A 23,567-nucleotide genomic window follows, 5' to 3' on the forward strand; every position below is an offset into this window, starting at 1 on the left:
ACGCGGTGGACGACGACGCGGTGGACGACGATGCAGCGGTCTCCGCGGCCTCCTGCTGGGTGAGCCGCCGCGTCCTGCGCGCCGCTTCCTCCGTGCGCAGCCGCTGGAGCGCGTCGCGCAGCGGCGCGAGCAGGCCCTCTCCTTCGAGGCGCTTCTCCACGTCCTGCCGGCTGGCGCGCGCCTCGACGTAGCGCCGGAGCCTGCGCATCACGTCGACCCAGGCCACCTCCGCGTTCTTGCCGAGGGTGACGTGCGTCCTCTTCCCCCGACAGGCGGCCGCGAGGTGCGCCTGCGCGGCCTCGCTCGCGTCGAGCGCGCCTTCGAGCCAGTCGAGCCACGAGAGCGGCAGCCGGATCGCCGCCAGCGTGGCGGTGTTCACCGGGTTGCGGAGCACGTCGAGCATGACGCGGCAGTACGCATTCTCCTCGGGGATGCGGTCGTTGACGTGGGCGAGGCCATCGGGACACGCGGCTCTGAGCAAGGCACGCGCTGCGGCCACGTGGGCGCCTTCAGGCCGGCTGGCCTCGACGTGGAGAAAGTTGAAGAGGTGCCGGTAGACCGCGTCGACCTCGATGTCGGCCATCTGCGCGAGGGCGCGCTGGGTATGCCGCTCGGCACCCGCAGCCGTGGCGCCATCCACGTGCCCTGCGAGCTCCGTCACGAGGGCTGCGAGCAGGGGGATGAAGTCGTCGAGCGCGGCCTCCGGCGGGCCTGCGCTCTGCCGGGCGCTCAGGGTGTCATGGAGGCTGCGTGCGATGGCGAGTTTGTCCGCACGCGCGATGGAGGAGAGTTGGGACACGTGGGTCTCCTTCGGCTGGCCATCCGCTGGCCGCCAGGAGTGCAACGCTAGAAAGGGCGCCCGCCCTCCACAAGGGTGAGGCGACCGGGGCGCGCCGGGGGCAGTGCTGGAGCGGTGGGTGTAGGTGAGAGAGGGGCCGCCGAAGATTTCTCGCGCACAACGCACCTCCAAACCGGTTCCGACGTCCGTTCCCCGAGCACAACGCACCTCCGAACCGGTTCGAGCGTCGATTCCCTGCGCACAACGCACCTCCGAACCGGTTCGAGCGTCGGTTCCCTGCGCACAACGCACCTCCGAACCGGTTCGGGCGTCGGTTCCCTGCGCACAACGCTCCTCGGCGCTGGTTCGACGGCGGTCCCTGGCGAGACAGGCGTCTCAGGCGACGACGCTCGTGCGTGCCTCGTCGCAGTCGGCGCAGCCCGCGCCCGGCGGGTGCAGGAACAGGAGCGGGTTTTCGGCGAGGTGCTCGCGCGCGACCTGCACGATGTCCCGGGCCCGCGCGAGCCGTGCGTGCGCGTGACCCACCCGCCCCTCGCGCTGGAGACCTCGCTCCCGCAGCCAGGCATCGGCAACGACAAAACCCGCGCAGCAGTGGTCGTTCTCGCCGTAGTCGATCCGGACCGGACGCCCCTCGGCGAGGACCGTGCACTGCTTCGGTACGCGGTACGGAACGCCCGCGAGCAGCTCCGCCAGGTGCAGCGTGGTGTCCGCGGCGACGCCGAGGTCCGGCGATGTCGGCGCGGTCCTCGGGTCGAAGGGGACCTGGTCGTCCCCCGACCACGAGGGCATCACCAGCGTCCCGTGAGGACCGAGCGCCTCACGGAGCGCAGCGATCAGGCCGCGCGGTCCACCCTCGACAGGGCGCGTGGCGCGGAAGGAGGTGTGCACGAGCAAGACGCCACCCTCCGCGACGCCGAGCGCGCGGAGCTGGGTGGTGACGTCGGCCTGGCGGATGTTTCCCGGGACGGGTTGACCGTTCATCGACTGCCTCCGTGAGCCGCGTGAGCCGGATGGATGCGGGGCGGCGTGGGCATGGCGCCCCTTGACGCGCGCATCCATTCTCGTGACCATCCACACAGGTCAGTCCACGTCTCTAGAAGATGGAGAGTCTCGCATGACCCCGCGCTTCCTCGCGCTCTTCGTCGTGCTCCTCGGCTGCTCCAGCAGCGAGGACCTGGACACCCCCTCCGGATCGACGACCCCGCCTCCGTCGAACGGCGACAACGAGCCGTTGCCGCCCATCGCCGACGGCACCGACTGCGACAGCGGCGACTTCGAGCTCCGCTCCCTCGGGACGGTCGCGCTCGAAGGAGAGACGTTCAAGGTCGTCACCGCCACGCCGTGTGCGTACGTCCTCTCCCACGTGCAGGGGAAGAAGGACTTCCCGATCGAGGAGCACGAGACGTTCTACGTGGTCGATAGCCACTTCGAGATCCCGTACATCCCCGGCGTCATGGACAGTGTCGCCTACACGCCCGGCGACAAGAACAAGGGGTGGGCGACCGGCATGGATGTCGAGGCCGAGGTGGCGAACCTCGGCGCGCTGCCCGTGCTCTACCACGTCACGCCTGGGTACGAGTACGGCTACTTCACCGAGTACGACGACGATCTCGGCGACATTTTCGGCGCTTTCCGGCCCACCTGGCGGTTCATCAAGAACGGCAGCGACGTCAGCCTGCGCTTCTTCGCGCCGCCCGACACCGAGTGGCCGCGCCACCGCGGCGGGTGGAACCCGAAGGAGATCAACCAGGAGATCGGCTTCGGCTTCCTCGTCGACACCGATGGAAAGGTCTACGTCCCGAAGGGCGTGCCGCTCGGGCGTCAGGGGTGGGACGACGGGTTGCGCTGCGTGGTCATCAACAAGGCGACGCAGCCCGTGCCGGTGACGCGCACCCAGTTCCCCGGCGACGAGTCCTACTACATGGCCGAGACCCTCTTGCCCGGGTACGCGAGCATCAGCTCACCGGGTCACCTGTACTGGGGCCACAAGGGAAAGCCGATGGTCGACGTCGCGAAGTGGGACGGCACCTTGCCCGGCAACTTCGACAAGCCCTTCATCTGGGGCTGCAGCGCCGACGGCTACAACGTCGGCCATGCCGAGGGCTTCACCTGGCCGGAACTGCGCGCGGAGATGCGCGACGAGTACCTGGCCGGCAACATCGAGGCGATTCCCCAGGAGCACCTCTACCGCATCAAGCTGTACCGGCAGGATGACCCCGGCAGCGCCGCGGTCCTCCAGGGGGAGCTGTTCTACGAGTGGGACGGCGACGAGTGGCTCCCGCGCGCCACGGGCGACGGGCTGATCACGATCGACCAGGCCCGGTCGACGTACCGGATCAGCGGGCACCTGGGCGACGGCCAGCGTGCCTTCATCGTGATCGAGGATCTCTGATCTCCGCTCTCCACTCTCTGCTCCACGCGCGCCAGCGCGTGGCAGCGTCGCGTCGATCCTGAAGAGGAGACTGCACCCATGACGAAGCTCTCGCGACTGTTCGCACACACGGGTCTCGCGCTCCTCGCCTGCGCCTGCGGGAGCGCGCGCAGCGAGGGAGCGGGTGGCGAAGGGGGCGCCGGGACGAGCGGCACGACAACGTCAACGACGACGGGCGTGGGCGGCGGCGCGGGCGGCGGGCTGGGTGAGCACCCCGTGGAGCCGAGCACGCCCACGCGGGGCGGGACCATGACCTTCACCAACGTGGGCGCGCCCGGGTGGTGGCCGCGGCGCATCGACCGCGCGCCAGGCGATCCGGCCTGCGACTACAAGGACGGGACGGACACCTGGGGCGGGCACTGCTGCATGAAGGAGCAGCACACGACGAGCACCACGCTCGCGCCCTTCGACGAGGAGATGACCCTGGTCATGAAGGCCATCCGCCTGAAGCAGCTCGCCGTGTACCAGCCCGGCGCCAGCGCGGCTTCCTGGTCGATGGTCTCCTCCTGGGACGCGCAGAGCGGGCACGGGTCGAACCTCGTGGTCACCGAGGGGCAGATGACGTCCGCCGACTTCACGGGTGACCTCACGAAGAAGGACTGCGTGAACTACTTCATGCAGGAGGCGTCTTTCCCGTGCGGGGACGGGAGTGACTACTACTGCCCCGACGATCCGGGCATCAACCACCTCGGCTGGTCGGGCTCGAAGCTCATCGTCTTCCTCGGGTCGATGATGTTCGAGGACGCGGAGGTCCAGAAATGCGACGGCGGCGGGCAAGGCCACCCGGGCCCCTGGGTCGCGTTCGTCGCGTCCGAGCTGATCCGCGACGGGGGCCGCAAGTGGAACGGGCTCTGCAACTGCTACTCGAAGACAGGCTCGGTCGGCGACGGGTGCGGCGAGATCAACGTCTTCGAGGTGGTGCTCGACAACAACCCGTACAGCAACCGCGAGTTCATGAGCACCGGCGTCCGCGCATACCAGGCCGGTCACGTGGGCGGGAACGTCTGCGGGGAGGGCTGTGACCGCGACGCCTTCGCAGACGACGTCGAGGTGGTCGATGCCTGCGCGCAGAGCGCCTACGCGAGCGGCCCCGAGATCGAGGTCGGCGGCGACGCGGACGGCTGCCCCGTGTGGCGCCGCCCCGTCGGCGATCGGTACTTCATGATCCTCCTCGACGAGCAGCGGCGAGAGATCCAGGTCGCGGTGATCCACCCGGAGAGGATCCCCGCGGCGGCCACCGAGATGCTCCCATCACTCCCCGGCGGTCTGTCCCGGGAGACGGTCGATGCGCTGCTCTCGATGCGCCTGCCAGAGTGATCGAGACCCACGTGGAGGTGACCATGACCAGGTTCCATGACGCACGGACGCGGTGGTTGGGTGGCGCAGCGATGGCGGCGATCGTCTCGGCAGCCGCGTGCGGCGCGAGCGATCCGTCAGCAGGCGCTGGCGGCGATGGCGGCGATGGCGGCGGCAGCGGCGGCGCTGGCGGCAACGGCGGGTCGATGGTCGGGAGCAGCAGCTCCGGCATGACCGGGGGCGGGCCGCCGAGCAGCCATCCCACCGGCTGCAAGCGCGGCGTGGCCTACGGCTACCACTCGACCGCGGACATGCAGGCGCTCTCGCCTGGGGTGTCGTGGTGGTACAACTGGACCCACGTTCCCGACGAAGGCGTCCGGCCCGACGCCTACGAGACACTCGGCGTCGACTACGTGCCGATGGTGTGGGGCGGCGACGGCCTCGACGGCGCGCGGGCTGCGCAGATCGCCGACGAGATCCCCGACGGGGTGCGCTTCCTGCTCGGCTTCAACGAGCCGAACTTCGGCGCGCAGGCCAACCTGTCGGCCGCCGAAGCCGCAGCGCTCTGGCCCCACGTGGAGGCGATCGCCGACGCGCGCGGCCTCGCGCTGGTGTCGCCCGCCGTGAACTACTGCGGAGGCGCGTGCCAGGAGACGGATCCCTTCACGTACCTCGACGACTTCTTCGCCGCCTGCGAGGGTTGCCGTGTCGATTACCTCGGCGTCCACATCTACACGGCCTGCCAGGGCGACGGGACCAACAAGGCCCAGTGGCTCATCAACCAGATCGAGACCTACAAGACGCGGTTCGACAAGCCAATCTGGCTGACCGAGTTCGCCTGCGACAACGCGGGCTCGCTCGCCGAGCAGAGGGCCTTCATGGTCGACGCGCTCACGTACCTGGAGAACGAGCCGCGCGTCGCGCGGTATGCGTGGTTCTCGGGCCGCGCCGACAACGTGGCGAACGCGAGCCTGCTCGGAGGCGACGGGGCGCTGACGGAGCTCGGTGAGGCGTACGTGGACGCTCCCCAGACGTCCTGCGAGTGACGGGCCCGCAGAGGCCTCGGGATCTCGCCCCGGCGACCCGGCGCTGTCTCGACGAAACTGGCGGAGGAGAAGGGATTCGAACCCCTGGTTGAGTTACCCCAACGGCGGTTTTCAAAACCGCTGCCTTCGACCACTCGGCCACTCCTCCGGGAGAGGACGCGAAGCCAGGTTCGTGCCCGTTTCGGGCGCGTCTGTCAATGTCGGCGCCGGCCAGCTCGGTCTCCGGGGAGGCGCGAGCTGGCAGGTGGAAGGCTCTTCAGCTCGAGGCCTTCTTGGCGTCCTCCTCCATCTTCTTGCGGAGGCTCAGGGGGCGCATGTCGGTCCAGACTTCCTCGATGTAGGCGAGGCACTCTTTCTTGGGGCCGGTCTTGCCGACGGCCTTCCAGCCGGCGGGGATCTCACGGCCCTCGGGCCAGATCGAGTACTGCTCCTCGTGGTTCATGACCACGTGGAAGGTGGCGTTTTCGTCGTCGAGGATGCTCATGTCGGCTCTCGTGGGGGCCGCGCCGTGGTGAGGGGCGCGGTCGTGCAAGGGTGAACGTGGCAAGCGCCCGTCCCTGGGCGCGTGGTCTGAACAGGGTTGTACCACGCGGGCCGTGGCGCGGAGTCAGTGGGCGCCACGGGGAGCGGGGCCGGGGGGAGCAGCGAGCACGGCTTTGAGCCAGGTGCTGGCCTGAGCGCAGGTGCCCGTGCCGCGCGCGGGAGGGGCGGGGGAGACGGGGGCGTCGGCGCCCTCGGCGGCGTCGGTGGAGGCAGGAACCGGGGTCGGAGGGGTCCGGGGGAGGTCACGCTGGTAAGGGCCGGCGACGAGGGCGATGTCGGCGCCGCGGTGGGTCCACGCGATCGGGCCGAGCGCAGGGCGGAGGCGGCAGGTGCGGCCGAAGCGGGCGGTGAAGGCCTTGGCGGCTTCGAGGGCGTCGGCCGCGGTGTCGAAGCGGAGGCGCCAGGCGAGCGCGTACTCGGTCGCACCCGCCGCACCCGCCGCACCCGCCGCACCCGGCACACCCACCGCGCCAGGGGTGACGGCGGAGCCAGGGGGGGCGGGGATCTCGCGGCGGGCGAGGACGATGTGGTCGCCTCCCCAGCCCGCGGCGGCGACGGCGGCCGGGTCGCGGTGGATGTACTCCTCGAAGGTGATGCGGAGGGCCTGCTCGCCCATCACGTCGTCGAAGACGGGGCGAAAGGCGGGGCCGAGGGCATCGAGGGGAGGGATGGGGATGGGGATGGGGGGCTCGCGGGAGGCGAGCTTGTCGGGGTGGAGGAGCTGCTCGGTGCTGTCAGGGAGCGCGCGCCAGATGGCGTCGACGGCAGGCCAGCCGCCCGCGCGGCGGAGGCGCTGCACGAAGGCGAAGCCGTCGGTGTAGGGGACGGCGAGGGACTCCTGCAGGACGCGGGGGGTGTCGCCGACGCTGGAGATGGCCGTGGACATGGCGACGAGCTTGCGGAGGAGGGCTTCGTCGATGGCGAAGGCGGAGCCGGCCGCGACGTCGAGCATGGCGCTGGTGGCGTCGCCCTCGGCGAGGGCGTGGATGGCGGTGAGGCGGTCGGTGTCGCCGGGGCGGTAGTCGAGGAGCTTGCCGAGGTCGTAGCTCTGGTCCTGCAGGGCGTGGACCAGCTCGTGGGCGAGCGTCTCCTGGGCCTCGGCGTCGTCGAGGTCGTCGACGAGGTACATGGTGGCGTCCTCGGGCTCGTAGAAGCCGGCGATGCGGCCCTGGAGGAGGCGGTAGGTGCCGGCGAGGTAGTCGTAGTCGGGCGGGATGAGGTCGAGGGCGGCGAGGATCTCGCCCTGGAAGGTGAGCACGCCCGGGGGGATGTCGCGGGCGACGTGCTCGCGGATGCGGGCGAGGATGGCGGCGCGGTCGAGGACGCGGCCAGGGACGTCGCGGCGGACCGGGAGGCCGCGGGTGCGGGCGACGACGGCCAGCATGCGGCGAACTTCCTCCTGCGCGGCGCGGGTGTCGGGATCGTCGGACGCCGCAGCCGCGGAGGCTGCGGCGCGCGCGGACGCTTCGGAGGAGTCGGAGGAGGCGGGTTCGGTGGCGGGGGGGCCCGGAGGACCGGGAGGACCGGGAGGGCCGGGGGGGTGCGGCGAGGGGCCAGCGCAGGCGGAGAGTGCGAGCGTGAGCGCGAGCGTGAAGGCAAGGGCGCGGCGGATCATGCGGCTCCGTCGGCCGTGGAGCGGAGGGCGCGGATGGCTCTGGCGTAGCTGTCGACGCGGGCTTCGTGCGTGTCACCAGGGCGGGCGGCGCCGAAGACGGCGGAGCCGGCGACGAGGACGCGGGCGCCGGCGGCGATGACGTCTGGCGCCGTGGCCGGGGCGATGCCGCCGTCGACCTCGAGGGCGATGTCGCGGCCGGTGGCGTCGATCATGCGCCGGAGGGCGCGGAGCTTGTCGAGGGCGCCAGGGATGAAGCGCTGGCCTCCGAAGCCAGGGTTGACGCTCATCACGAGGACGAGGTCGACGTCGGGGAGGATGTGGCGCAAGGCCTCCTCGGAGGTGTGGGGGTTCAGGGTGACGCCAGGGAGGGCGCCAGCGGCGCGGATCTGCTGGACGGTGCGGTGGAGGTGGGGTGACGCTTCCACGTGGACGGTGATGCGGTCGGCGCCGGCCTCGGCGAACTCGGCGACGTAGCGCTCAGGCTCGACGATCATCAGGTGAACGTCGATCGGCAGGCGGGTGGCGGCCCGGACGGCGCGGACGATGACCGGGCCGAGGGTGATGTTGGGAACGAAGCGACCGTCCATCACGTCGACATGGATCCAGTCGGCGCCGGCGGACTCGACGGCTTGCACCTCGGCGGCGAGGTGGCCAAAGTCGGCAGAGAGGATCGACGGGGCGATCAGGACGTGGGGAGGGCTCACGCGCTCTGGCTAGCAGGGGGCGCCTTCCGCGGCCAGGGGAGGGTGTACTAGGCTGGCGTCGAGAAGCAGGAGCTGGATGAATACCCGTCCGATTACAAAGCTGGATTTCGCGCAGATCGTTCGCGTGATCGACCACTGGTGGGGAGGGCCTACCAGCGCGCTCGCGCACCCCATGTTCTTCTACCAGCTCGGCAGGCTCGCGCGCGTCGTCGAGGACGAAGGGCAGATGGTGGGGTTCCTGCTCGGCTTCCGCTGCCCGGACGAGGCGGTCGGCTACGTGCACCTCGTGGGGATTCACCCCGGATACCGGAGGCGCGGGGTGGCGCGGCTCCTCTACGAGTCGTTCGAGCAGGACTGCCAGCGCGAGGGGTGCGCGTCGATGAAGGCGATCACCACCCTGGGCAACGAGGGCTCGGTGCGGTTCCACGCTGCGCTCGGCTGGTCTCAGGAAGAGGTGGCGGACTACGCCGGACCCGATCGTCCGCGGGTCGTCTTCACCAAGGAGCTCGCCCCGGTCGCCGAAGAGGCGAGGTAGAATCGCTCGCATGCTTGCCAATCACGACACCGATCTGGCCTCGCGGTTGCGCGACATCGGGCTCTTCGGAGGACTGCCGGACGAGGTGCTGCGCATGCTCGCAGGCTCGCTCGAGGTGCAGGATCTCGAGCCAGGGCACGTGATCTTCCGGGAAGGAGAGAGCGGGCGCGACATGTTCGTGCTGCTCGACGGAGAGATCGAGGTGCTGAAGCGCTCGAAGCGCAACCTGGAAGCGCGTGTCGCGGTGCTCGGTCCGAACGATTGGTTCGGCGAGATGTCGATCCTCGACGTGATGCCCAGGTCGGCGACGGTGCAGGCGATCTCTCCGTCACGGGTGCTGCGGATCAGCGCGCACGACCTCGACACGCTCTACCGGCGCGACCTCAAGGCGTACTCGCTCCTCGTGCTGAACATCGCGCGAGAGATGTCGCGCCGCCTGCGCGTCGCCGACGGGCTCCTGGCCGACTTCGTGGCCAACATGCTCGACGAGTACATGCGGCCGCGGATGCCGCCGCGGCGCGCCTGACCGCACCGCCAGGGCGCCTTGCGGCTTCGGGACTGTGGCCGACTGCTTCGGACCTGAACCACATCGCCTGAGGTTTCGGAGCGAACCCCAGGCTGCGCCCTTCACGCGATCAGTCGCTGCCGCCCTCGCCACCGGCGCCGCCCTGGCCGCCCTCGCCACCGGCACCACCCTCGCCGCCCGCGCCGCCTTCGCCGCCGCCGCCGCCTGCGTCACCCACACCACCACCGCCGCCTGCTCCGTCCATCGCGCCCCCACCGCCGCCGGTGCCAGGGTTGCCTCCCACGCCAGCAGTCGGGTCTCCCGTGCTCGTCTCACCGGGGGGGTTCTCCGCGTCGGCGCCGCCCTCAGGGGTCGCGGGCGGCTCGGGTTGCGGGTTGAAGACACAACCGGCCACCAGCAGGGCGCCAAGGAAACAAAGGAGCTTCGTGCGCATGAGGTTCCCCATTCTACATCCAGCCGGGATCGACGCGCGGGGCTTCAGTCGCCACCCACCGAGCCGCCCCCACCCCCTGCACCACCAGCGCCACCGGCGCCACCGGCGCCACCGCCCGCGCCGCCTTCGCCGCCTTCGCCGCCAGAGCCACCGGCTCCACCTCCGCCCCCTGCGTGCTCCGAGCCACCCCCATGGCCACCCTGAGCGGCGCCGCCAGACCCGGCGTCCTCGGTGGAGGTCGAGGGAACGGTGGTGCCGCCGTCACCCCCGGCGCCGCCCAAGCCGGTACCCGTGGAGTTGTCGGTGAGCGGCGGTTCAGGCTGAGGGTTGAACAGACAGCCGACCGCAATGACGCAGGCGAGCACCGCAGACATCAGAAGGAAGGTCGGGGGGATACGCATGGCACTCTGTGCCATCGCAAGGTTCATGCCGGACCTCGAACGCGAGAATGCCCATGGAATGGGCCTCAGGCCTTCCGGGAGGTCGGCACACCTTGGCAAGGGTGGGGCACGACGATCCGGTCTGGGTGGGTCGCCCAGGCCGTAGCCCGCACGCTATGGTGCGGCGTGATCTCTGCAGACCAGGACGACCACAGACCAGGGGACATCGCGGCGCGGCTCGCGGAGGTGCAGGGCCGCATCTCCAGTGCGGCGCGTCAGGCAGGGCGCGCCGAGGGCGAGGTGCGGCTCATCGCGGTCTCGAAGGGCAAGCCCGAGGAGGCGATCCGCGCGGCGTATGCAGCGGGTCAGCGCGACTTCGGGGAGAACTACGCGCAGGAGCTCGCCGAGAAGGCGGCGCGGCTCTCGGATCTTCCCGGGATCGTGTGGCACGCGATCGGGCAGCTCCAGCGCAACAAGGCGAAGGTGGTGGCGCAGGTGGCGGACGTGGTGCACGCGGTCGATCGCGTGGAGCTGGTGACGGAGCTGGACCGGCGCGCGGCTGCGGGCGGGCGGGTGTTGCGGGTGCTCGTCGAGGTGAACGTGGGCGGTGAGGCGACGAAGGGGGGATGTACGCCCGAGGGGGTGGAGGCGGTGCTCGGCGCGGCGCAGCGCTGTGCGCACCTCAGGAGCGTGGGGCTGATGGCCATCGCGCCCTACCTGGAGGATCCCGCGGCGGTGCGGCCCTACTTCGCGGCGCTGCGGGCGCTGCGCGATCGGCACGGGGGCGCGGAGGTGCTGCCCGAGCTGTCGATGGGGATGTCGCACGACTTCGAGGGGGCGATCGCGGAGGGGGCGACCTGGGTGCGGGTGGGGACGGCAATCTTCGGGTCGCGCAGCCAGGGCGCGCAGTAGGCTCGGTCCATGCGAGGCAAGCGGTCGTGGCAGGGGGTGGTGCTGGCCGCCGCAGCAGGGGCGCTGCTGGCGGGGTGCGGGGGGCCGAAGATGCCGTCCTCGGTGAGGCACCCGCTGATGAACACCGCAGCGCCGGTGTTCGAGGCCGAGGCGATGGGGACGCGCGAGGTGGGAGTGCCAGGGGACTACCTGACGCGGGTCATCGTGGTGGACTTCTGGGCCTCGTGGTGTGCAGCGTGCACTGTGTCGATGCCCGCGCTGGATGCGCTGTTCCGTGAGCGTCAGGCGGATGGGGTGATGGTGATCGGGGTCAGCGTGGACGACTCGGCGGGAGCCGCCATGAGGATGGCGCGGCAGACGGGGACGACGTTCCCGATCGTGATGGATCCGGACCAGCGCCTCGCGAGCGAGTACGGGGTCTCCCAGGTGCCGCTGACGTTCGTGATCGACGGCAACGGTACGGTGCGGTGGGTGGGGAACGATCCGGGGCAGGCGCGGCGCGCGGCGGAGATCTTGCTGTCGGAGGGGCGGATGCCAGTGCTGCAATGAGCGCCCCGCGAGGTCGGCGCGCGGCGGGGGGCGCAGGCAGGCAAGGGCCGACGCTGTTCGAGGCGGCGGCGCAGCGGGACCCGGCGCTCAAGGCGACGATGCCCCTGGCGGAGCGGGCGCGCCCGAAGGCGCTGGGAGACATGCTGGGTCAGGAGCACCTGCTCGGCGAGGGGCGGCTGCTCTCGCGGGCCATCGCCGCCGACCGGGTGCCGTCGATGATCCTGTGGGGGCCGCCAGGCTCCGGGAAGACGACGCTGGCGCGCGTCGTGGCGGGGGCGACGAAGGCGCGGTTCGTGCCGTTCAACGCGGTCCTCGGGGGCATCCCGGAGCTGCGCGGGATCCTCGACGAGGCGCGCGAGGTGCGGGCCATGGAGGGGAAGCGCACCATCCTGTTCGTGGACGAGATCCACCGGTTCAACCGGGCGCAGCAGGATGCGTTCTTGCCGCACGTGGAGGACGGGACGATCACCCTCATCGGGGCGACCACGGAGAACCCGTCGTTCGCGGTGAACGCGCCGCTCCTGTCGCGGTGCAAGGTGTTCAGGTTGCAGCCGCTCGGCGCGCCCCAGATCGAGGCCTTGCTGGCGCGGGCGCTGGTGTCACCCGAGGGGCTCGCGGAGAGGATCGAGGCCGACGAGGACGCCCTCGCGGCGATCGCTGCGCTCGCGCAGGGCGATGCGCGGCGGGCGCTGACGACGCTGGAGATCGTCGCCGACGAGGCGGCACGCGCCGGGATGCCCCGGATCACGCGGGAACTCGTGGCGGGGACGAGCGAGCAGAAGACGCTGCTCTACGACAAGTCCGGCGAGGAGCACTACAACGTGATCAGCGCCTTCATCAAGTCGATGCGCGGCTCGGATCCAGACGCGGCGATCTACTGGTTGATGCGGATGATCGAAGCTGGCGACGATCCGCTGTTCCTGCTCCGGCGGATGATCATCTTCGCGAGCGAGGACGTGGGGAACGCGGATCCGCGCGCGCTCGAGGTGGTGGTCGCGGCCGACGCGGCGTTCCGGCGGCTGGGGATGCCGGAGGGGATGTATCCGCTGGCGCAGGCGGCGCTCTACCTGGCCACGGCGCCGAAGTCGAACGCCTGCAACATGGCCTGGCACGCGGCCCAGGCGGCGGTCCAGGCGCACGGGGCGCTGCCGGTGCCGCTCAAGCTGCGCAACGCGGTGACGGCGCTGATGAAGACGGAGGGATACGGCAAGGACTACCGGTACGCGCACGACGAGGCAGGGGGGGTGGCGGAGGGAGAGACGTACCTGCCCGAGGGGCTTCTGGGCGCGCGGTTCTACGAGCCCACGGACCGGGGCTACGAGCGCTCCATCGGCGAGCGCCTGCGCCGCCAGCGCGGTGGGCAGGAGGGGTGAGCCCGGGAGAGCCGGCGTCCGTCGCCTGGCCACCGCTCCGTGCGGTGTGGCGCGCGAGGGGTAGCGACCATCGGGAGCGTAGGGGCCGCGAGGCCCCTGAGTTGCCGTACGCAGTACCGACCATCGGGAGCGTAGGGGCCGCGAGGTCCCTGAGTTGCCGTACGCAGTACCGACCATCGGGAGCGTAGGGGCCGCGAGGCCCCTGAGTTGCCGTACGCAGTACCTCAGTGTTCGGTGATGTCGCGGACGCCGCTCAGCGCTTCGCGGAGCTCGGAGAGGGCGTGGGCGTCGCCCTTGCGCTGGGCGATGTCGAGGCCGGTGGTGAGCCACTCTTCCGCGTCCAGGGCGCGGCCGGCTTTGGCCAGCATGGTGCCGCACATGAGGTACATCGGCACGTAGCCTTCGTCGGCGGCGCGCAGGGCCTTGAACGTGGCGAGCGCGTCGTCGTGGCGGCCCTGGCCGGCATACTCGAGGGCGAGGGCGTACCAGTGGAACGGGTCCTTCGAGCCACCCTGGGTCATCTTCTCGAGCATCAGGAGGCGCTTGCTCACTGCGCCTCCACGACGCCGATGAAGGGGAGGTTCCGGTAGCGCTCGGCCCAGTCGAGGCCGTAGCCGACGACGAACTTATCCTCGATGGTGAAGCCGAGGTAATGGATGGGGACCTCGACGCGGGCGCGCGCCGGCTTGTGGAGCAGCGAGCAGACCTTGACGCTGCTCGGCATGCGGGTGCGGAGGAGCTGGAGGAGGTGGGAGATGGTCAGCCCGGTGTCGACGATGTCCTCGACGATGAGCACGTCGTCTCCTTCGATGGGCTGGGTGAGATCCTGGGTGATCTGCACGACCCCGGTGGAGCTCGTGCCCTCTCCGTAGCTCCGCACGCCGAGGAACTCGACCCTGAGGGGGAGGTCGATCTGGCGCAGGAGATCGGCGGTGAAGACGAAGCTGCCCTTGAGGACGCAGACGAGGACCAGCCTCCTGCCGGCGTACTCACGGGTGATCTCGGCCCCGAGTTCGCGCACGCGGGCAGCGATGTCCTCGGCAGAGAGCAGCGTCCGGACGTTGGTATGCACCATGGTCGCGAGCTAACACCTCAACGTCGCCGCGCCTAGGTACTGCGTACGGCAATTCAGGGACCTTCGGTCTCTACGCTCCCGATGGTCGCTACCCCCGTGACTTCGCTCGAACGCCGCGCCGAGGGCCCGGGACGACCTTGGGGGACGGGGGACTGGTGACTGGTACCGCGTACCCGAATCAGGGTCCTGTCGGTCTCTGCGCCGCGTCGGTAGGCTCACGGCACATGAGTGATGCGCCTCCGCCGACCGACGCCCGTGACCACCGCACGTCGCGCATGCACCTGCAGGTGCGCTTCTGCGAGACCGACCTGATGGGCGTCGTTCACCACGCCAACTACCTGACGTACTTCGAGGCGGGTCGGGTGGACTGGCTCCACCGGCGCGGGGTCTCCTACGACGACTTCGTGCGCGCGGGCGTGCACCTTCCCGTGGTGGAGGCGCGGGTGCGCTACCGGAAGGCGGCGCGCTTCGATGATCAGCTCGTCGTGGAGACGACCTGCCACGACGTCAAGCGCGCCACGATCCGCTTCACCTACCGGATCTTGCGCGGCGCGGAGCTGGTCTGCGAGGGGGAGACCCTGCTGGCGACGGTCAACCACGACCTCGCGTTGAAGCGCCTCCCCGAGCCGCTGCGGGAGCTGTTCGCGCGTCATGAGCTGAGGGCTTGAGCTGGCTGGGAGGCGCGAATCGCTGATGCGGATCGCTGACGCGGAGCGCGGGCGCGGGCTGCTCGGGCGACGAGACCCGGACGTCAGCCGCCGTCCGGCGCGCCGGCGTCCACTTCGCCGAGGACGAGGCGCGCTGGCATCTCGGTCTGGAGCACGGGTCCGATCGACTCGCCGAGGAAGGTGCGCCACTGGACGGCGTAGCGACCGCGCGTGGTGCCGATCACGTAGCGTTCACTGAGCGGCGGGACGGCGACGACGGCGACACCATCCACGAGCAGGTAATGGAGCGTGTCGAGCTGGTTGACCGCGAGGAAACCCTCGCCAGGAGCACCAGGGGCGCTGGGCGGCGGGAGCTGGAGCGGGGCCGAGCGGAAAGCGGCGATCTCGTCGCGGGTGAGGAACACGCCGCCAGGCGCGGTGGGCAAACCCGAGGGGTTCCACCGGGCGCCAGGAGGTGGGACGAGCATCTCGCTGGAGGCGAGGTCGGTGCGCTTCGCGAGGGTCGTGACCTCCAGGGTGATGCCACCCCCCTCCTGCCAGGTGTAGGCGGCGAGCAGCGGCACCTCGCCGGACTGGCACTCGGTGGTGTGAGGGTCGATGCCCGCGATCTCCACGAGGGAGCGGCACAGGACGGCGCCTCCCTCACCCGCTTCCGGCACCTTGCCGAGCTCGAGGCGCAGTGACCCGAGCCCGGAGGCGATCTCGATCCGCCGTACGGGAACGCCGAGGCGGCGGCCCTCGCCCTCGGCCTTGACCGTGCCCGCGGCGAGGGGGGTCACGTCGACGCGGCGCTCGCCGAGGGTGGTGCGCAGCGCGCCAGGGGCGATGACCCGGTAGTCAGAGCTGTTCGGCCACAGCACGATGGCGCCGTAGCGGTCGGAGCGGGCGCGAAGCTCAGCGCCGGCCGGGAGCGGGAGCGCGCGTGAGGTGAAGCGGATCCGCAGCCGGCCCGTGTCGGCGAGGTCCATCGACCACGTGAGCGCGGTCAGCCGCTGCGCGGTCTTGATGCCCTCCAGGGAGACCTCGGGGCCGCGCGGAGCGGGAGGGATGTCGCGCCAGCGCCAGAAGGCTTCGAGGGTGACACCAGCGACATCGCGCGTGGAGGGCGCTTCAGCCGGCAGCTCCGCGTCGGGGGCGAGGGAAACAGGAGACGGAGCACCGCTGTCGGTGAGCGACGCGCGGCGGCGCTCGTCGGCGGAGGACGTCCGCCCTCCGGCATCGGCGTCCGTGGAAGCGTCGGCAGGAGCCCCGGCGTCGGGCAGCTCGGGGACTTCGCTGGCGAGGGGGGCGGGGAAGATGCTGGCGTTGGGGCTCGTGCCCGCCTCGGGCGCGCCTGGGTCAGGAGGCCTGGTGACGTCGCAGCCGGAGGTGGTCGTGAGGCCCGTGAGGGCCAGCGCGCCCACCAGGCAAGTCGCGCAGAGGAGCGTGGGCGCGGACCTCCTCCGTACGCTCACGACGAGCGCTCGAAGGTGTCGATGACACGCACGGAGGTGTCGAGCTTCGGGGGGTTCGGGGCGTACTGGGTGTCGAGGAACACGACGGTGCTGGCGGCGTGGAACTCGACGAAGAGGTTGCAGTTCGCTGCCTCGTTGTCGAAGGCCGCGATCACGCGGCCGAGCCGCGCGAGGGCGGGGGCGACGTTGCGCTTGAACTCGTGGTCGGGGATGTCGAACGCTGGCTTGACGACGAGCTCCGTGCCGACCACGCCGATGGGAAAGCCGAGATCACGCAGGCTGGCGAAGGAGCCGAGGGCCATGTTCGGCAGGTCGCGGCCGGTGAGGTAGACGAGGGTGGCGCCCGCGTCGTAGCAGGCGCACGCGAAGTCGCGGGCGCCGGGGACCTCGACGTCGTGGCGCATGTGGGGATCGTTGAAGAAGCGCGTCTTCCAGAACTCGAGGCCAAAGGCGTGGAGGGCGTCGTCGACGACACCGAGGCGCCGCAGGTTGTCCTGGAAGCCGTAGCCGATGTGCTCGGGACGCGCGGAAGCGATGAGCGCCGCGGCCTCGGGGTGCTTGCGGCGCCACTCCTCGGCGAGCTCCTGGAGGATGGCGACCACCCGGGGGCGGTTGTCCATCAGCGTGCCATCCAGGTCGAAGACGACCACGGGCGGTCCGCTGGAGCGGTCACCGGACCGGGCAACGATGTCGTCGAGGAGGCGCGCGCGGGCGTCGCTGGGGAGGCGAAGGTGGCTGAACTCGTTGCTCAAGGTGCCGCAGGAGGCTCGGGTCGAGGGTTGGGGCGACCCTAGCGCGAAACCAGGGGGGCACAGAAGGTTGGAGCGCTCGGCAGAGCGCGCCGGTGTATCCAACTGTCCTACATTTGTTTGGCCCCACGTTCCAGTGTCACTACGATTTTGCCCACTACAACCCACCTGGAGTCTGGGCCCATGCGCACCCGCGTTCCGACCACACTTGCCCTCGCGACCACCCTGCTGGCTGTTGCCGGCTGCTCGAAGAGTCCTCGTGATCGGCTGCAAGGCCGCTGGCTCGGCGAATCGATCGCCAATGCTCCGCAGGACCAGTCGGCCCGCGCCACGGGGTGGGTCACCGGGACGGCGATCGACTTCAGTGGGAGCAAGGTGACGGTGACCATCCCCGCGGAGAGCCCGCGGAGCGGCACGTTCAAGGTCACCAAGACCGAGGGGGATCAGGTGACCGTCGCCTTCATGAGGCCCGAGGGCACCCGTGACGAGGCTCAGTTCACGCTCGGGCAGGAGGACCGCACGCTCCGCTGGGCCATCGGGGGTGGCCAGGAGATCGTGCTGGCGAAGGCCCAGAACTGAACGGGCTGGCCGCCCCGGACCACGGCGAAAGCGGTCGTGATCCGGCGCATCCGGCGCATCCGGCGCATCCGGCGCGCTGACCCGAGGCTCAGCGCCGCACCCGCTCGCGCCGGATACGGGTCATCCAGCGGGAGGTGGTGCCCCCCTCGTCTCGGCTGAGCTGAACGACCACATCCTCCGCGAGGGGGCCGGTCAGACGGCGGCGCGCTTCATTGATCGAGCGCACATCACGGCCGTTCACGGAGAGGAGCCGGTCGCCGGGCTCGACACCCGCGAGTTCTGCCTCGCCCCCTGGAGGCACCAGCAGCGCCACCACGGCGCCCCGGACCACACCCAGCGTGAGCGCCACGCTCCCGGCACCCCGGGCCTCCGGGCGGGGGGTGTCGCCGGGCAGCGTGAGGCGCACCCGGGTCGTGGTCTGCCCTGCTCTCACCGGCGTCACCTCGCTCACACGGCCGAGATCCGCGGTGTAGGCCTCGATCGTGGCATCGCCTGCAGGGACACCACGCAGGATGAAGCGGCCCTCGCGGTCCGTGGTGACCACACCCGCCGGCAGGGGGCCGAGGGGCAGGTAGCTCGGCACCCGGTCCCGGGCGACGCGCGCGCCAGCCACGGGCTCGCCGTCGGGATCGAGCACCTCGCCTTCGACCTCGCCCGCCGCCGGGAGGTCGATGGTTCCGAGGTCGGCTGGGCGATCCTTGTCGCCTTCCACCGAGAGGATCACCTCCGTCTGGGCGTACTCCTCGTGGCGGACGACGAGGCGGATTCGCCCGGGCGCCAGATCCGCGAGCGTGTACGTGCCCTGGTCGCTGGTGACGGTGCGGCGGACACCGGCGAGGGTGTACGCCGTCACCTCCGCGCCTTCCAGGCGATCGCGGCCACCTCCACCGGTCACCTCGCCGGAGGCCCGGACGCCGGGGCGCAGGGCGAAGCGCATCTCCGCGGGCGCTGCCGCGATGGGTTCGACCAGAGGCGCGCTGCCAGGGCGGAGCAAGGTGACCCTGAGGGGAAGGCCGACGGCATCGGGGAGGGTGGTGTTGCCGTCATCATCCGTGAACAGGGTCCTGCGCAGCGGCACGGCGACGTCGAGCGAGACGACCCGCACCTCGACGCGGTCGAGGGGGTAGCCGCGGTCATCGTCGATGTGGATCGCCACCGCGTCGCGGCGACGGGGCAGGAGGATCTCCACTTGCTTGCGGTCGCGGTCCGGGACCGTGACGAGGACGCGCACCACGATGTCGCCCGGGGACTCGGGGCGGGAAACCGAGAGCAAGACCTCGTCAGGGACGGCCGCGAAGGCGAAGGTGCCGTCGTCCGCAGAGTAGGTCACGCGCTCCAGCGAGCCCTGGGTGGCCGCGAGCTCGATGCGGGCGCCGGCGACGGGCGAGCGGTCCTCCTCGATCACGCGGCCTTCGAGCAGCCCACCCTGACGCAGGACGATGTGCACGCGGGCCTCGCCGCCCGGCTTGAGGGTGACCGCCTCGCTGAGGGCCTCCACGTGATCGGGGTGGCGCACGATCGCATGAACCCGGCCAGGAGTGACCGGCTCGGCGCGGAACGTGCCATCACGGCGGGTGACCCACGGCTCGCCAGCCGCAGGGGTGGTCGCGGCGAGGGGGTCTCCTGCGCCAGCCGCGACAGGGGAGGCGAGATCACCCCGGGGAATGTCGGGAATCGGGCCCGCCATGACCCCGAGCTCTCCCACCGGGATGAGCGAGACCGGTCCTTGCAAAGCGCGCAGGAAGTGGCCCTCCCGGAACTCGGTCATGGCCATGGTCTCGTCGATGGGCATGCCGTCAGGGTCGGCGCCGATGATCTCGATGGTCGCGCCAGCGATCGGGTAGCCGCGATCGTCGACCACGTCGCCCACGAGGGCAGCCCCACGGAGCAGCGGGATGCGCACCTCGAGGGCGGTATCCTCGATGGGGACCGCACTGCGCTGCACGAACCCCGGCGCCCACGCCGAGACGCTCGCCGGGCCTTCAGCGATCGGACCGAGGGAGACCGATCCATCGTCGCCCGTGCGCCCGTGGAGCGGGAACGAGGAGAGGCCGTTCTCCGCGAGCACGACGCTGGCGTTCTTCACGGTGGAGGCGTTTGTGCCCTCACCGTCCGTGACCAGCACCCGCACGCGTCGCCCCGGCATGAGGACGAGCTCCACCTCCTTGCCCGCGCCCTGCTCGACCGGGACCGCGAACGCGGTGGTGCTCACATTATCCCCGCGCTGCGCTTTGAGGTCGTACACGCCTGTGCGCAGCCCAGCGATGTGCACCCTACCGCTGGCATCGGTGGTCGTCCGCCGTGCTGGCCAGAGGCCCGTGCCGGCCGCGAGGACCTCGGCGCCCTCGGCCGGCACTCCCGCACCGTCGATCACCCGGACGGTCAGCGCCCCGAGGCGGTCGAGCTTGAGGCGGAGAGGAAACGGTCCTGGCATGATGCCGGTACGCACGGTCTCTTCGAAGCCTGCCGCAGCACCCCGCACGCCATAAGGCGCGGGTCCGAGTCGATCGAACCGCACCCGACCGTCGGCCCCGGTCACCGCCACAAAGGGCAGGGGATCGGCTGCAGTGAGGGTGATCTCGGCGTCGGGGACTGGCCTGTCGGCGTCGTCGACGACCACGACATCGAGCACCTTCCCGGGCAGCAAGGTGAGGTCCAACGAACGCGGCCCTGAGGTGAGGATGAGACGCGCTGAGGCGCGGGCGCGGGCCTCACCGTAGGCCATGACCCAGACCTCACCGCGTGGAAGACCGTCGAACTGGGCCCTTCCCTCCTGATCCACGCGCTGCTCGCCGACGAACCAGGCGCGGTCGTCATGGATGGCAAAGACACGGACACTGGCACCCGGCAGAGATCGACCCTGTTCGTCGCGCACCGTCGCGGTGAGCGCCGCGTCCCTGACCGCAACCTCTTCGGGCAAGGGAGGCGCCGGGATGGGAGGCAGCGGCAGCACCCGCAGCACCACGTCCTGGAGCGTGGTGATGATCAGAAAGCAGAAGAACGCGGCGACCCAGACGAGCGCGGTGTCGACCCGAGAGCGCTGGGAACGCCAGGATGCGGAGGAGGGCGGAGAAGCCACGAGTACCGTCTGTGTACCCCGGATCGCCGCGAAGGCGAGCGCTCACATGGCCGCGAGGGACGGGGCCTGCATGGCGAGGCGGCTGGTGAGAGCGGTTCGAGGGGAGTGGGGACCCGACGGGATTCACTCCCGACGGGGCGAGGGGACGCGAGTCCCCTCGTGGAGACTCAGAGGCGTTCCAGCACGATGGCGATGCCCTGACCGCCGCCGATGCAAGCACTGCCCACACCGATGCGCTTACCCGTGCGTCGGAGGGAGTACACGAGGTTCGCCGTGATCCGCGCCCCCGACGCGCCGAGGGGGTGACCGAGCGCGATCGCTCCGCCGTTGACGTTGCACTTCTCGGCAGGCAGCTCGAGGTGCTTCTGAACGGCGAGCCACTGCGGCGCGAACGCTTCGTTGATGTCGAAGAGATCCACGTCGCCGAGGGCAATGCCCGCGCGATCGAGAGCCTTGGGGATCGCGTAGGCGGGGCCGATGCCCATGAGCGAGGGCTCCACGCCGGCGACACCCCAGTTCAGCACGCGTGCCAGCGGCTGGAACCCGCGGGCACGCGCGGTCTCGGCGGTGGTGAGCACCAGCATGGCGGCCCCGTCACAGATGCCGCTGGCGTTGCCGGCGGTGACCACGCCGTCCTTCTTGAAGACGGGGTTGAGCTTGGCGAGAGCCTCCTTCGTCGTCTGAGGGCGGGGGTGTTCATCCGTGGCGAACTGCACGGGAGGCGCTCCCTTCTTGCCCGGGAGCTCGATGGGCGCGATCTCGTCCTTGAACGCCCCTGCCTCGTTCGCCGCGGCCCACATCTTCTGGCTACGGATGGCGTACTCGTCGCAGTCGTCCCGGCTCACCCCGTACTTGGTCGCCAGGTTCTCGGCCGTGATCGCCATGGGCGCGTTGCAGTAGCTGTCCGTGAGCGCGCTCCAGAGCGAGTCTTCCAGGGCCGGGGGCTTGCCGAAGGCGTAGCCCTCCCGGCCCCCTCGGAGGATGTGCGGCGCCTGGGTCATGTTCTCGGTCCCGCCTGCCAGGACCACCTCTGCATCGCCGAGCAGCAACCGCTCGGCGCCCAGGATGACCGCTTCGAAGCCAGAGCCGCAGAGGCGGTTCACCGTGAGCGCGGGGACCTCGATGGGCAGCCCCGCCTTGAGCCCCACGTGACGCGCGCAGTAGATGGCATCCGAGCTGGTCTGCATGACGTTGCCCACGATGACGTGACCGAAGTCACCCGGCGCGGCTCCGCTCTGGGCGACGGCAGCCTTGGCAGCGTGCACGGCGAGATCGTTGGCTGACAGTCCCTTGAGGGCGCCGCCCATGGTCCCGAAGGCAGTACGCTTGGCGCCGACGATCACGATTTCTTTGCTGAGCTTGGCCATGTCTGTGTCCTGTGCTTGCTGCTGGAGGTTTGGTGGGCGCGGAGTTTGCGATGCCCCGCCGCGTCTTGCAATGCCGAGCCCTCGGCGCTCCTGGCTCAGCGCCCGGAGTGCTGGGCGACGACCGCGAGGATCTCCTCGTCACTGAGGATGTGATCGGAAGTCTTCGCTCTGGCGAGGATGGCGTCACAGAGCTCCTTGGAAGGCTCGATGTTTCGCTGACGCAGCCAGTAGTTCACGTTGGAGGCGCCGGACATGTACCCCACGCAGATCTCCTGCTTGCGGCCGAACATCCCGGCGGGGACCCCCGAGTAAATGCGGTCCGCCAGCCAGTCGTCGCCCTTCTGCTTGGCCTTGATGATGGCTGCTGCGTGCACCCCGGTCGCGGTGCGGAAGGCATCACGCCCGACGAGGGGATAGTTGATCGGGATGTCCCACCCCACGCCCTCGGCAGCCGTCTGGCAGTAGTCGAGCAAGCGGGTGAGATCCTGTTGCTCGAGCTGACCGAGGAGCTTCAGGTTGAGGAGGATGAGCTCCATCGCTGCATTCCCCACCCGCTCGCCGATCCCGAGCGCCGTGCCATGGACGCGGTCTGCGCCGAACTCGAGGGCCCAGAGTGCGTTCTCGAGCGCCAGGCCACGATCGTTGTGGCCGTGCCAGTCGATGCCGACCTTCGCCCCGGAGCCCGCCACGATGGCCTGGGTGAAGTTGACCAGGTTGCGCACGCCGTCGGGCGTCGCATGCCCCACCGTGTCGCAGAGGCAGAGCCTCGAGGCGCCATGATCGATGGCCATCTTGAACAGCGTCGCCAGCACCTCCGGCCGCGAGCGCGTCGTGTCCTCGGTGACGTAAGCGACCTCCAGGCCTGCCTTGACCGCCACGTCGATCGCCTCGGCGCTCCGCTTCGCGATGAGGTCCACGTCCCACTCCTCCGCGAGCTGGCGGATGGGGCTCGAGCCGATGAAGGCATAGACCTCGACCGGGATGCCCGCGCGCTGCGAGATCTCGATCATCGGGGTGATGTCCGCGACCACGGTGCGCCCCGCGCACGCCACGCGGAGAGGCAAGCGATGATCGGTGATCTCGCGGCACATCCGCAGCACGTCGTTGAACGCGCGTTGCGAGCTACCCGGCAAGCCGATGTCGGCGACGTGAATGCCGATCGCAGCCATGAGGTGCAGGAGCTTGAGCTTCTGCTCGATGTTCGGATCGGCGACGGAGGGGTTCTGCAGTCCATCGCGCAGGGTCTCGTCGAAGAAGGTGATACCCGGCGGGATCAGACGACCCTTCCGACCGACTTCGTTCCAGTCATAGATGAGTTCGTCGGAGCGAAGGCTTTCAGCGTGCTGACCCATAGGTTCATTATAATACAGCGATCCGCGGCTGCCTCGCGGATGGCCGTGCATGCAGGCGACGCGGCGTGATGCACGGTCAGCGCGGTCGATTGACGCGGCGCG

Annotated in this window: 24 protein-coding genes and 1 tRNA gene; 10 read left to right on the top strand and 15 right to left on the bottom strand. The window is 70.4% G+C overall.

Translation table 11 applies throughout. From position 1 onward, the window contains the following. Together CAP_RS25555 and CAP_RS25560 are read right to left on the bottom strand one after the other, a co-directional pair. Positions 1-799: hypothetical protein (locus CAP_RS25555; RefSeq protein ID WP_044245653.1), on the bottom strand; the 799-nt coding region annotated here is incomplete at its 3' end. A 375-nt stretch (positions 800-1,174) separates the two neighbouring features. Then, complete coding sequence (locus CAP_RS25560; RefSeq protein ID WP_044245657.1) at positions 1,175-1,780, bottom strand: AAC(3) family N-acetyltransferase; 606 nt, start codon at positions 1,778-1,780, stop codon at positions 1,175-1,177. A gap of 133 nt (positions 1,781-1,913) precedes the next feature. On the opposite strand from CAP_RS25560, the gene CAP_RS25565 reads away from it, so the two are divergent. From CAP_RS25565 to CAP_RS25575, 3 genes are all read left to right on the top strand, one after another. Continuing rightward, positions 1,914-3,191, top strand: a complete 1,278-nt coding sequence (locus CAP_RS25565; protein WP_044245660.1) for a hypothetical protein — start codon at positions 1,914-1,916, stop codon at positions 3,189-3,191. Between the two features lie 78 nt (positions 3,192-3,269). After that, positions 3,270-4,547, top strand: a complete 1,278-nt coding sequence (locus CAP_RS25570; RefSeq protein WP_052375924.1) for a DUF2403 domain-containing lipoprotein — start codon at positions 3,270-3,272, stop codon at positions 4,545-4,547. A gap of 23 nt (positions 4,548-4,570) precedes the next feature. Further along, entirely contained in the window at positions 4,571-5,572 is a 1,002-nt protein-coding gene (locus tag CAP_RS25575) for a glycoside hydrolase family protein (protein ID WP_156041139.1), read from the top strand. Between the two features lie 58 nt (positions 5,573-5,630). Here CAP_RS25575 and CAP_RS25580 read toward each other — a convergent pair. The 4 genes from CAP_RS25580 to rpe form a co-directional block, all read right to left on the bottom strand. Continuing rightward, a tRNA-Ser gene (locus tag CAP_RS25580) sits at positions 5,631-5,720 on the bottom strand. Positions 5,721-5,828: 108 nt separating this feature from the next. Next, the gene (locus CAP_RS25585; protein WP_044245661.1) at positions 5,829-6,056 is read right to left on the bottom strand and encodes an MbtH family protein; all 228 of its coding nucleotides are present in this window, start codon (positions 6,054-6,056) and stop codon (positions 5,829-5,831) included. Between the two features lie 123 nt (positions 6,057-6,179). Then, positions 6,180-7,730 (bottom strand): hypothetical protein, encoded by a 1,551-nt coding sequence (locus tag CAP_RS25590; RefSeq protein ID WP_052375929.1) that lies wholly within the window; start codon positions 7,728-7,730, stop codon positions 6,180-6,182. Next, on the bottom strand, positions 7,727-8,434 hold the full coding sequence (rpe, locus tag CAP_RS25595) for a ribulose-phosphate 3-epimerase (protein WP_044245662.1): 708 nt from the start codon (positions 8,432-8,434) through the stop codon (positions 7,727-7,729). Before rpe ends, CAP_RS25590 begins: the two co-directional genes overlap by 4 nt. Before the next feature lie 76 nt (positions 8,435-8,510). Between rpe and CAP_RS25600 the strand changes: the two genes are divergently transcribed. Together CAP_RS25600 and CAP_RS25605 are read left to right on the top strand one after the other, a co-directional pair. Further along, positions 8,511-8,969, top strand: a complete 459-nt coding sequence (locus CAP_RS25600) for a GNAT family N-acetyltransferase (protein ID WP_044245663.1) — start codon at positions 8,511-8,513, stop codon at positions 8,967-8,969. Between the two features lie 10 nt (positions 8,970-8,979). After that, positions 8,980-9,495 (top strand): cyclic nucleotide-binding domain-containing protein, encoded by a 516-nt coding sequence (locus tag CAP_RS25605; protein ID WP_044245665.1) that lies wholly within the window; start codon positions 8,980-8,982, stop codon positions 9,493-9,495. Between the two features lie 109 nt (positions 9,496-9,604). On the opposite strand, the gene CAP_RS54000 is transcribed toward CAP_RS25605, so the two are convergent. Together CAP_RS54000 and CAP_RS25615 are read right to left on the bottom strand one after the other, a co-directional pair. Then, positions 9,605-9,928, bottom strand: coding sequence for a hypothetical protein (locus CAP_RS54000; protein WP_156041140.1), 324 nt, complete (start codon positions 9,926-9,928; stop codon positions 9,605-9,607). Positions 9,929-9,941: 13 nt separating this feature from the next. Continuing rightward, positions 9,942-10,121: a hypothetical protein gene (locus CAP_RS25615; protein ID WP_044245666.1), complete on the bottom strand. Its 180-nt coding sequence runs from the start codon at positions 10,119-10,121 to the stop codon at positions 9,942-9,944. A 373-nt stretch (positions 10,122-10,494) separates the two neighbouring features. Here CAP_RS25615 and CAP_RS25620 point away from each other — a divergent pair, with 373 nt between their 5' ends. The 3 genes from CAP_RS25620 to CAP_RS25630 are packed head-to-tail and all read left to right on the top strand — an operon-like array spanning position 10,495 to position 13,142. After that, positions 10,495-11,220, top strand: coding sequence for a YggS family pyridoxal phosphate-dependent enzyme (locus CAP_RS25620; RefSeq protein ID WP_044245667.1), 726 nt, complete (start codon positions 10,495-10,497; stop codon positions 11,218-11,220). Positions 11,221-11,229: 9 nt separating this feature from the next. Continuing rightward, positions 11,230-11,769: a peroxiredoxin family protein gene (locus CAP_RS25625; protein WP_052375933.1), complete on the top strand. Its 540-nt coding sequence runs from the start codon at positions 11,230-11,232 to the stop codon at positions 11,767-11,769. After that, positions 11,766-13,142, top strand: coding sequence for a replication-associated recombination protein A (locus tag CAP_RS25630; protein WP_044245669.1), 1,377 nt, complete (start codon positions 11,766-11,768; stop codon positions 13,140-13,142). The genes CAP_RS25625 and CAP_RS25630 overlap by 4 nt, the downstream gene beginning before the upstream one ends. A 224-nt stretch (positions 13,143-13,366) precedes the next feature. On the opposite strand, the gene CAP_RS25635 is transcribed toward CAP_RS25630, so the two are convergent. Both CAP_RS25635 and hpt read right to left on the bottom strand, forming a co-directional pair. Then, a complete protein-coding gene (locus CAP_RS25635) occupies positions 13,367-13,693 on the bottom strand; it encodes a tetratricopeptide repeat protein (RefSeq protein WP_044245671.1) in 327 nt (108 codons plus the stop codon). Continuing rightward, positions 13,690-14,217, bottom strand: a complete 528-nt coding sequence (gene hpt, locus CAP_RS25640; RefSeq protein ID WP_044245672.1) for a hypoxanthine phosphoribosyltransferase — start codon at positions 14,215-14,217, stop codon at positions 13,690-13,692. Before hpt ends, CAP_RS25635 begins: the two co-directional genes overlap by 4 nt. Before the next feature lie 224 nt (positions 14,218-14,441). Here hpt and CAP_RS25645 point away from each other — a divergent pair, with 224 nt between their 5' ends. After that, a complete protein-coding gene (locus CAP_RS25645) occupies positions 14,442-14,885 on the top strand; it encodes an acyl-CoA thioesterase (protein WP_052375934.1) in 444 nt (147 codons plus the stop codon). Positions 14,886-14,968: 83 nt separating this feature from the next. On the opposite strand, the gene CAP_RS25650 is transcribed toward CAP_RS25645, so the two are convergent. Together CAP_RS25650 and CAP_RS25655 are read right to left on the bottom strand one after the other, a co-directional pair. Beyond that, positions 14,969-16,339 (bottom strand): nucleotide exchange factor GrpE, encoded by a 1,371-nt coding sequence (locus CAP_RS25650; RefSeq protein WP_231511692.1) that lies wholly within the window; start codon positions 16,337-16,339, stop codon positions 14,969-14,971. Further along, complete coding sequence (locus tag CAP_RS25655) at positions 16,336-17,091, bottom strand: HAD family hydrolase (RefSeq protein WP_044245675.1); 756 nt, start codon at positions 17,089-17,091, stop codon at positions 16,336-16,338. Before CAP_RS25655 ends, CAP_RS25650 begins: the two co-directional genes overlap by 4 nt. A 180-nt stretch (positions 17,092-17,271) precedes the next feature. On the opposite strand from CAP_RS25655, the gene CAP_RS25660 reads away from it, so the two are divergent. Then, on the top strand, positions 17,272-17,667 hold the full coding sequence (locus tag CAP_RS25660) for a hypothetical protein (protein ID WP_044245676.1): 396 nt from the start codon (positions 17,272-17,274) through the stop codon (positions 17,665-17,667). Positions 17,668-17,755: 88 nt separating this feature from the next. Here the strand turns inward: CAP_RS25660 and CAP_RS25665 are convergent, their stop codons facing one another. The 3 genes from CAP_RS25665 to CAP_RS25675 all read right to left on the bottom strand — a co-directional run bounded on the left by CAP_RS25665 (position 17,756) and on the right by CAP_RS25675 (position 23,465). Continuing rightward, positions 17,756-20,746 carry a carboxypeptidase regulatory-like domain-containing protein gene (locus CAP_RS25665; protein ID WP_044245680.1) on the bottom strand — a complete coding sequence of 997 codons (2,991 nt, stop codon included), beginning with the start codon at positions 20,744-20,746 and terminating at the stop codon, positions 17,756-17,758. A gap of 167 nt (positions 20,747-20,913) precedes the next feature. After that, the gene (locus CAP_RS25670) at positions 20,914-22,113 is read right to left on the bottom strand and encodes an acetyl-CoA C-acetyltransferase (protein WP_044245682.1); all 1,200 of its coding nucleotides are present in this window, start codon (positions 22,111-22,113) and stop codon (positions 20,914-20,916) included. A 95-nt stretch (positions 22,114-22,208) separates the two neighbouring features. Further along, the gene (locus tag CAP_RS25675; protein ID WP_081865252.1) at positions 22,209-23,465 is read right to left on the bottom strand and encodes a LeuA family protein; all 1,257 of its coding nucleotides are present in this window, start codon (positions 23,463-23,465) and stop codon (positions 22,209-22,211) included. Between the last annotated feature and the right edge of the window lie 102 nt (positions 23,466-23,567).

The organism is Chondromyces apiculatus DSM 436, assembly GCF_000601485.1.
Lineage (GTDB): Bacteria > Myxococcota_A > Polyangia > Polyangiales > Polyangiaceae > Chondromyces > Chondromyces apiculatus.

Coding starts and splice junctions, on each gene's coding strand:
- CAP_RS25560 (WP_044245657.1), bottom strand. CDS start 1,780: ATGAACGGTCAACCCGTCCCGGGAAACATCCGCCAGGCCGACGTCACC.
- CAP_RS25565 (WP_044245660.1), top strand. CDS start 1,914: ATGACCCCGCGCTTCCTCGCGCTCTTCGTCGTGCTCCTCGGCTGCTCC.
- CAP_RS25570 (WP_052375924.1), top strand. CDS start 3,270: ATGACGAAGCTCTCGCGACTGTTCGCACACACGGGTCTCGCGCTCCTC.
- CAP_RS25575 (WP_156041139.1), top strand. CDS start 4,571: ATGACCAGGTTCCATGACGCACGGACGCGGTGGTTGGGTGGCGCAGCG.
- CAP_RS25585 (WP_044245661.1), bottom strand. CDS start 6,056: ATGAGCATCCTCGACGACGAAAACGCCACCTTCCACGTGGTCATGAAC.
- CAP_RS25590 (WP_052375929.1), bottom strand. CDS start 7,730: ATGATCCGCCGCGCCCTTGCCTTCACGCTCGCGCTCACGCTCGCACTC.
- CAP_RS25600 (WP_044245663.1), top strand. CDS start 8,511: ATGAATACCCGTCCGATTACAAAGCTGGATTTCGCGCAGATCGTTCGC.
- CAP_RS25605 (WP_044245665.1), top strand. CDS start 8,980: ATGCTTGCCAATCACGACACCGATCTGGCCTCGCGGTTGCGCGACATC.
- CAP_RS54000 (WP_156041140.1), bottom strand. CDS start 9,928: ATGCGCACGAAGCTCCTTTGTTTCCTTGGCGCCCTGCTGGTGGCCGGT.
- CAP_RS25615 (WP_044245666.1), bottom strand. CDS start 10,121: ATGGGGGTGGCTCGGAGCACGCAGGGGGCGGAGGTGGAGCCGGTGGCT.
- CAP_RS25625 (WP_052375933.1), top strand. CDS start 11,230: ATGCGAGGCAAGCGGTCGTGGCAGGGGGTGGTGCTGGCCGCCGCAGCA.
- CAP_RS25630 (WP_044245669.1), top strand. CDS start 11,766: ATGAGCGCCCCGCGAGGTCGGCGCGCGGCGGGGGGCGCAGGCAGGCAA.
- hpt (WP_044245672.1), bottom strand. CDS start 14,217: ATGGTGCATACCAACGTCCGGACGCTGCTCTCTGCCGAGGACATCGCT.
- CAP_RS25645 (WP_052375934.1), top strand. CDS start 14,442: ATGAGTGATGCGCCTCCGCCGACCGACGCCCGTGACCACCGCACGTCG.
- CAP_RS25660 (WP_044245676.1), top strand. CDS start 17,272: ATGCGCACCCGCGTTCCGACCACACTTGCCCTCGCGACCACCCTGCTG.
- CAP_RS25670 (WP_044245682.1), bottom strand. CDS start 22,113: ATGGCCAAGCTCAGCAAAGAAATCGTGATCGTCGGCGCCAAGCGTACT.
- CAP_RS25675 (WP_081865252.1), bottom strand. CDS start 23,465: ATGGGTCAGCACGCTGAAAGCCTTCGCTCCGACGAACTCATCTATGAC.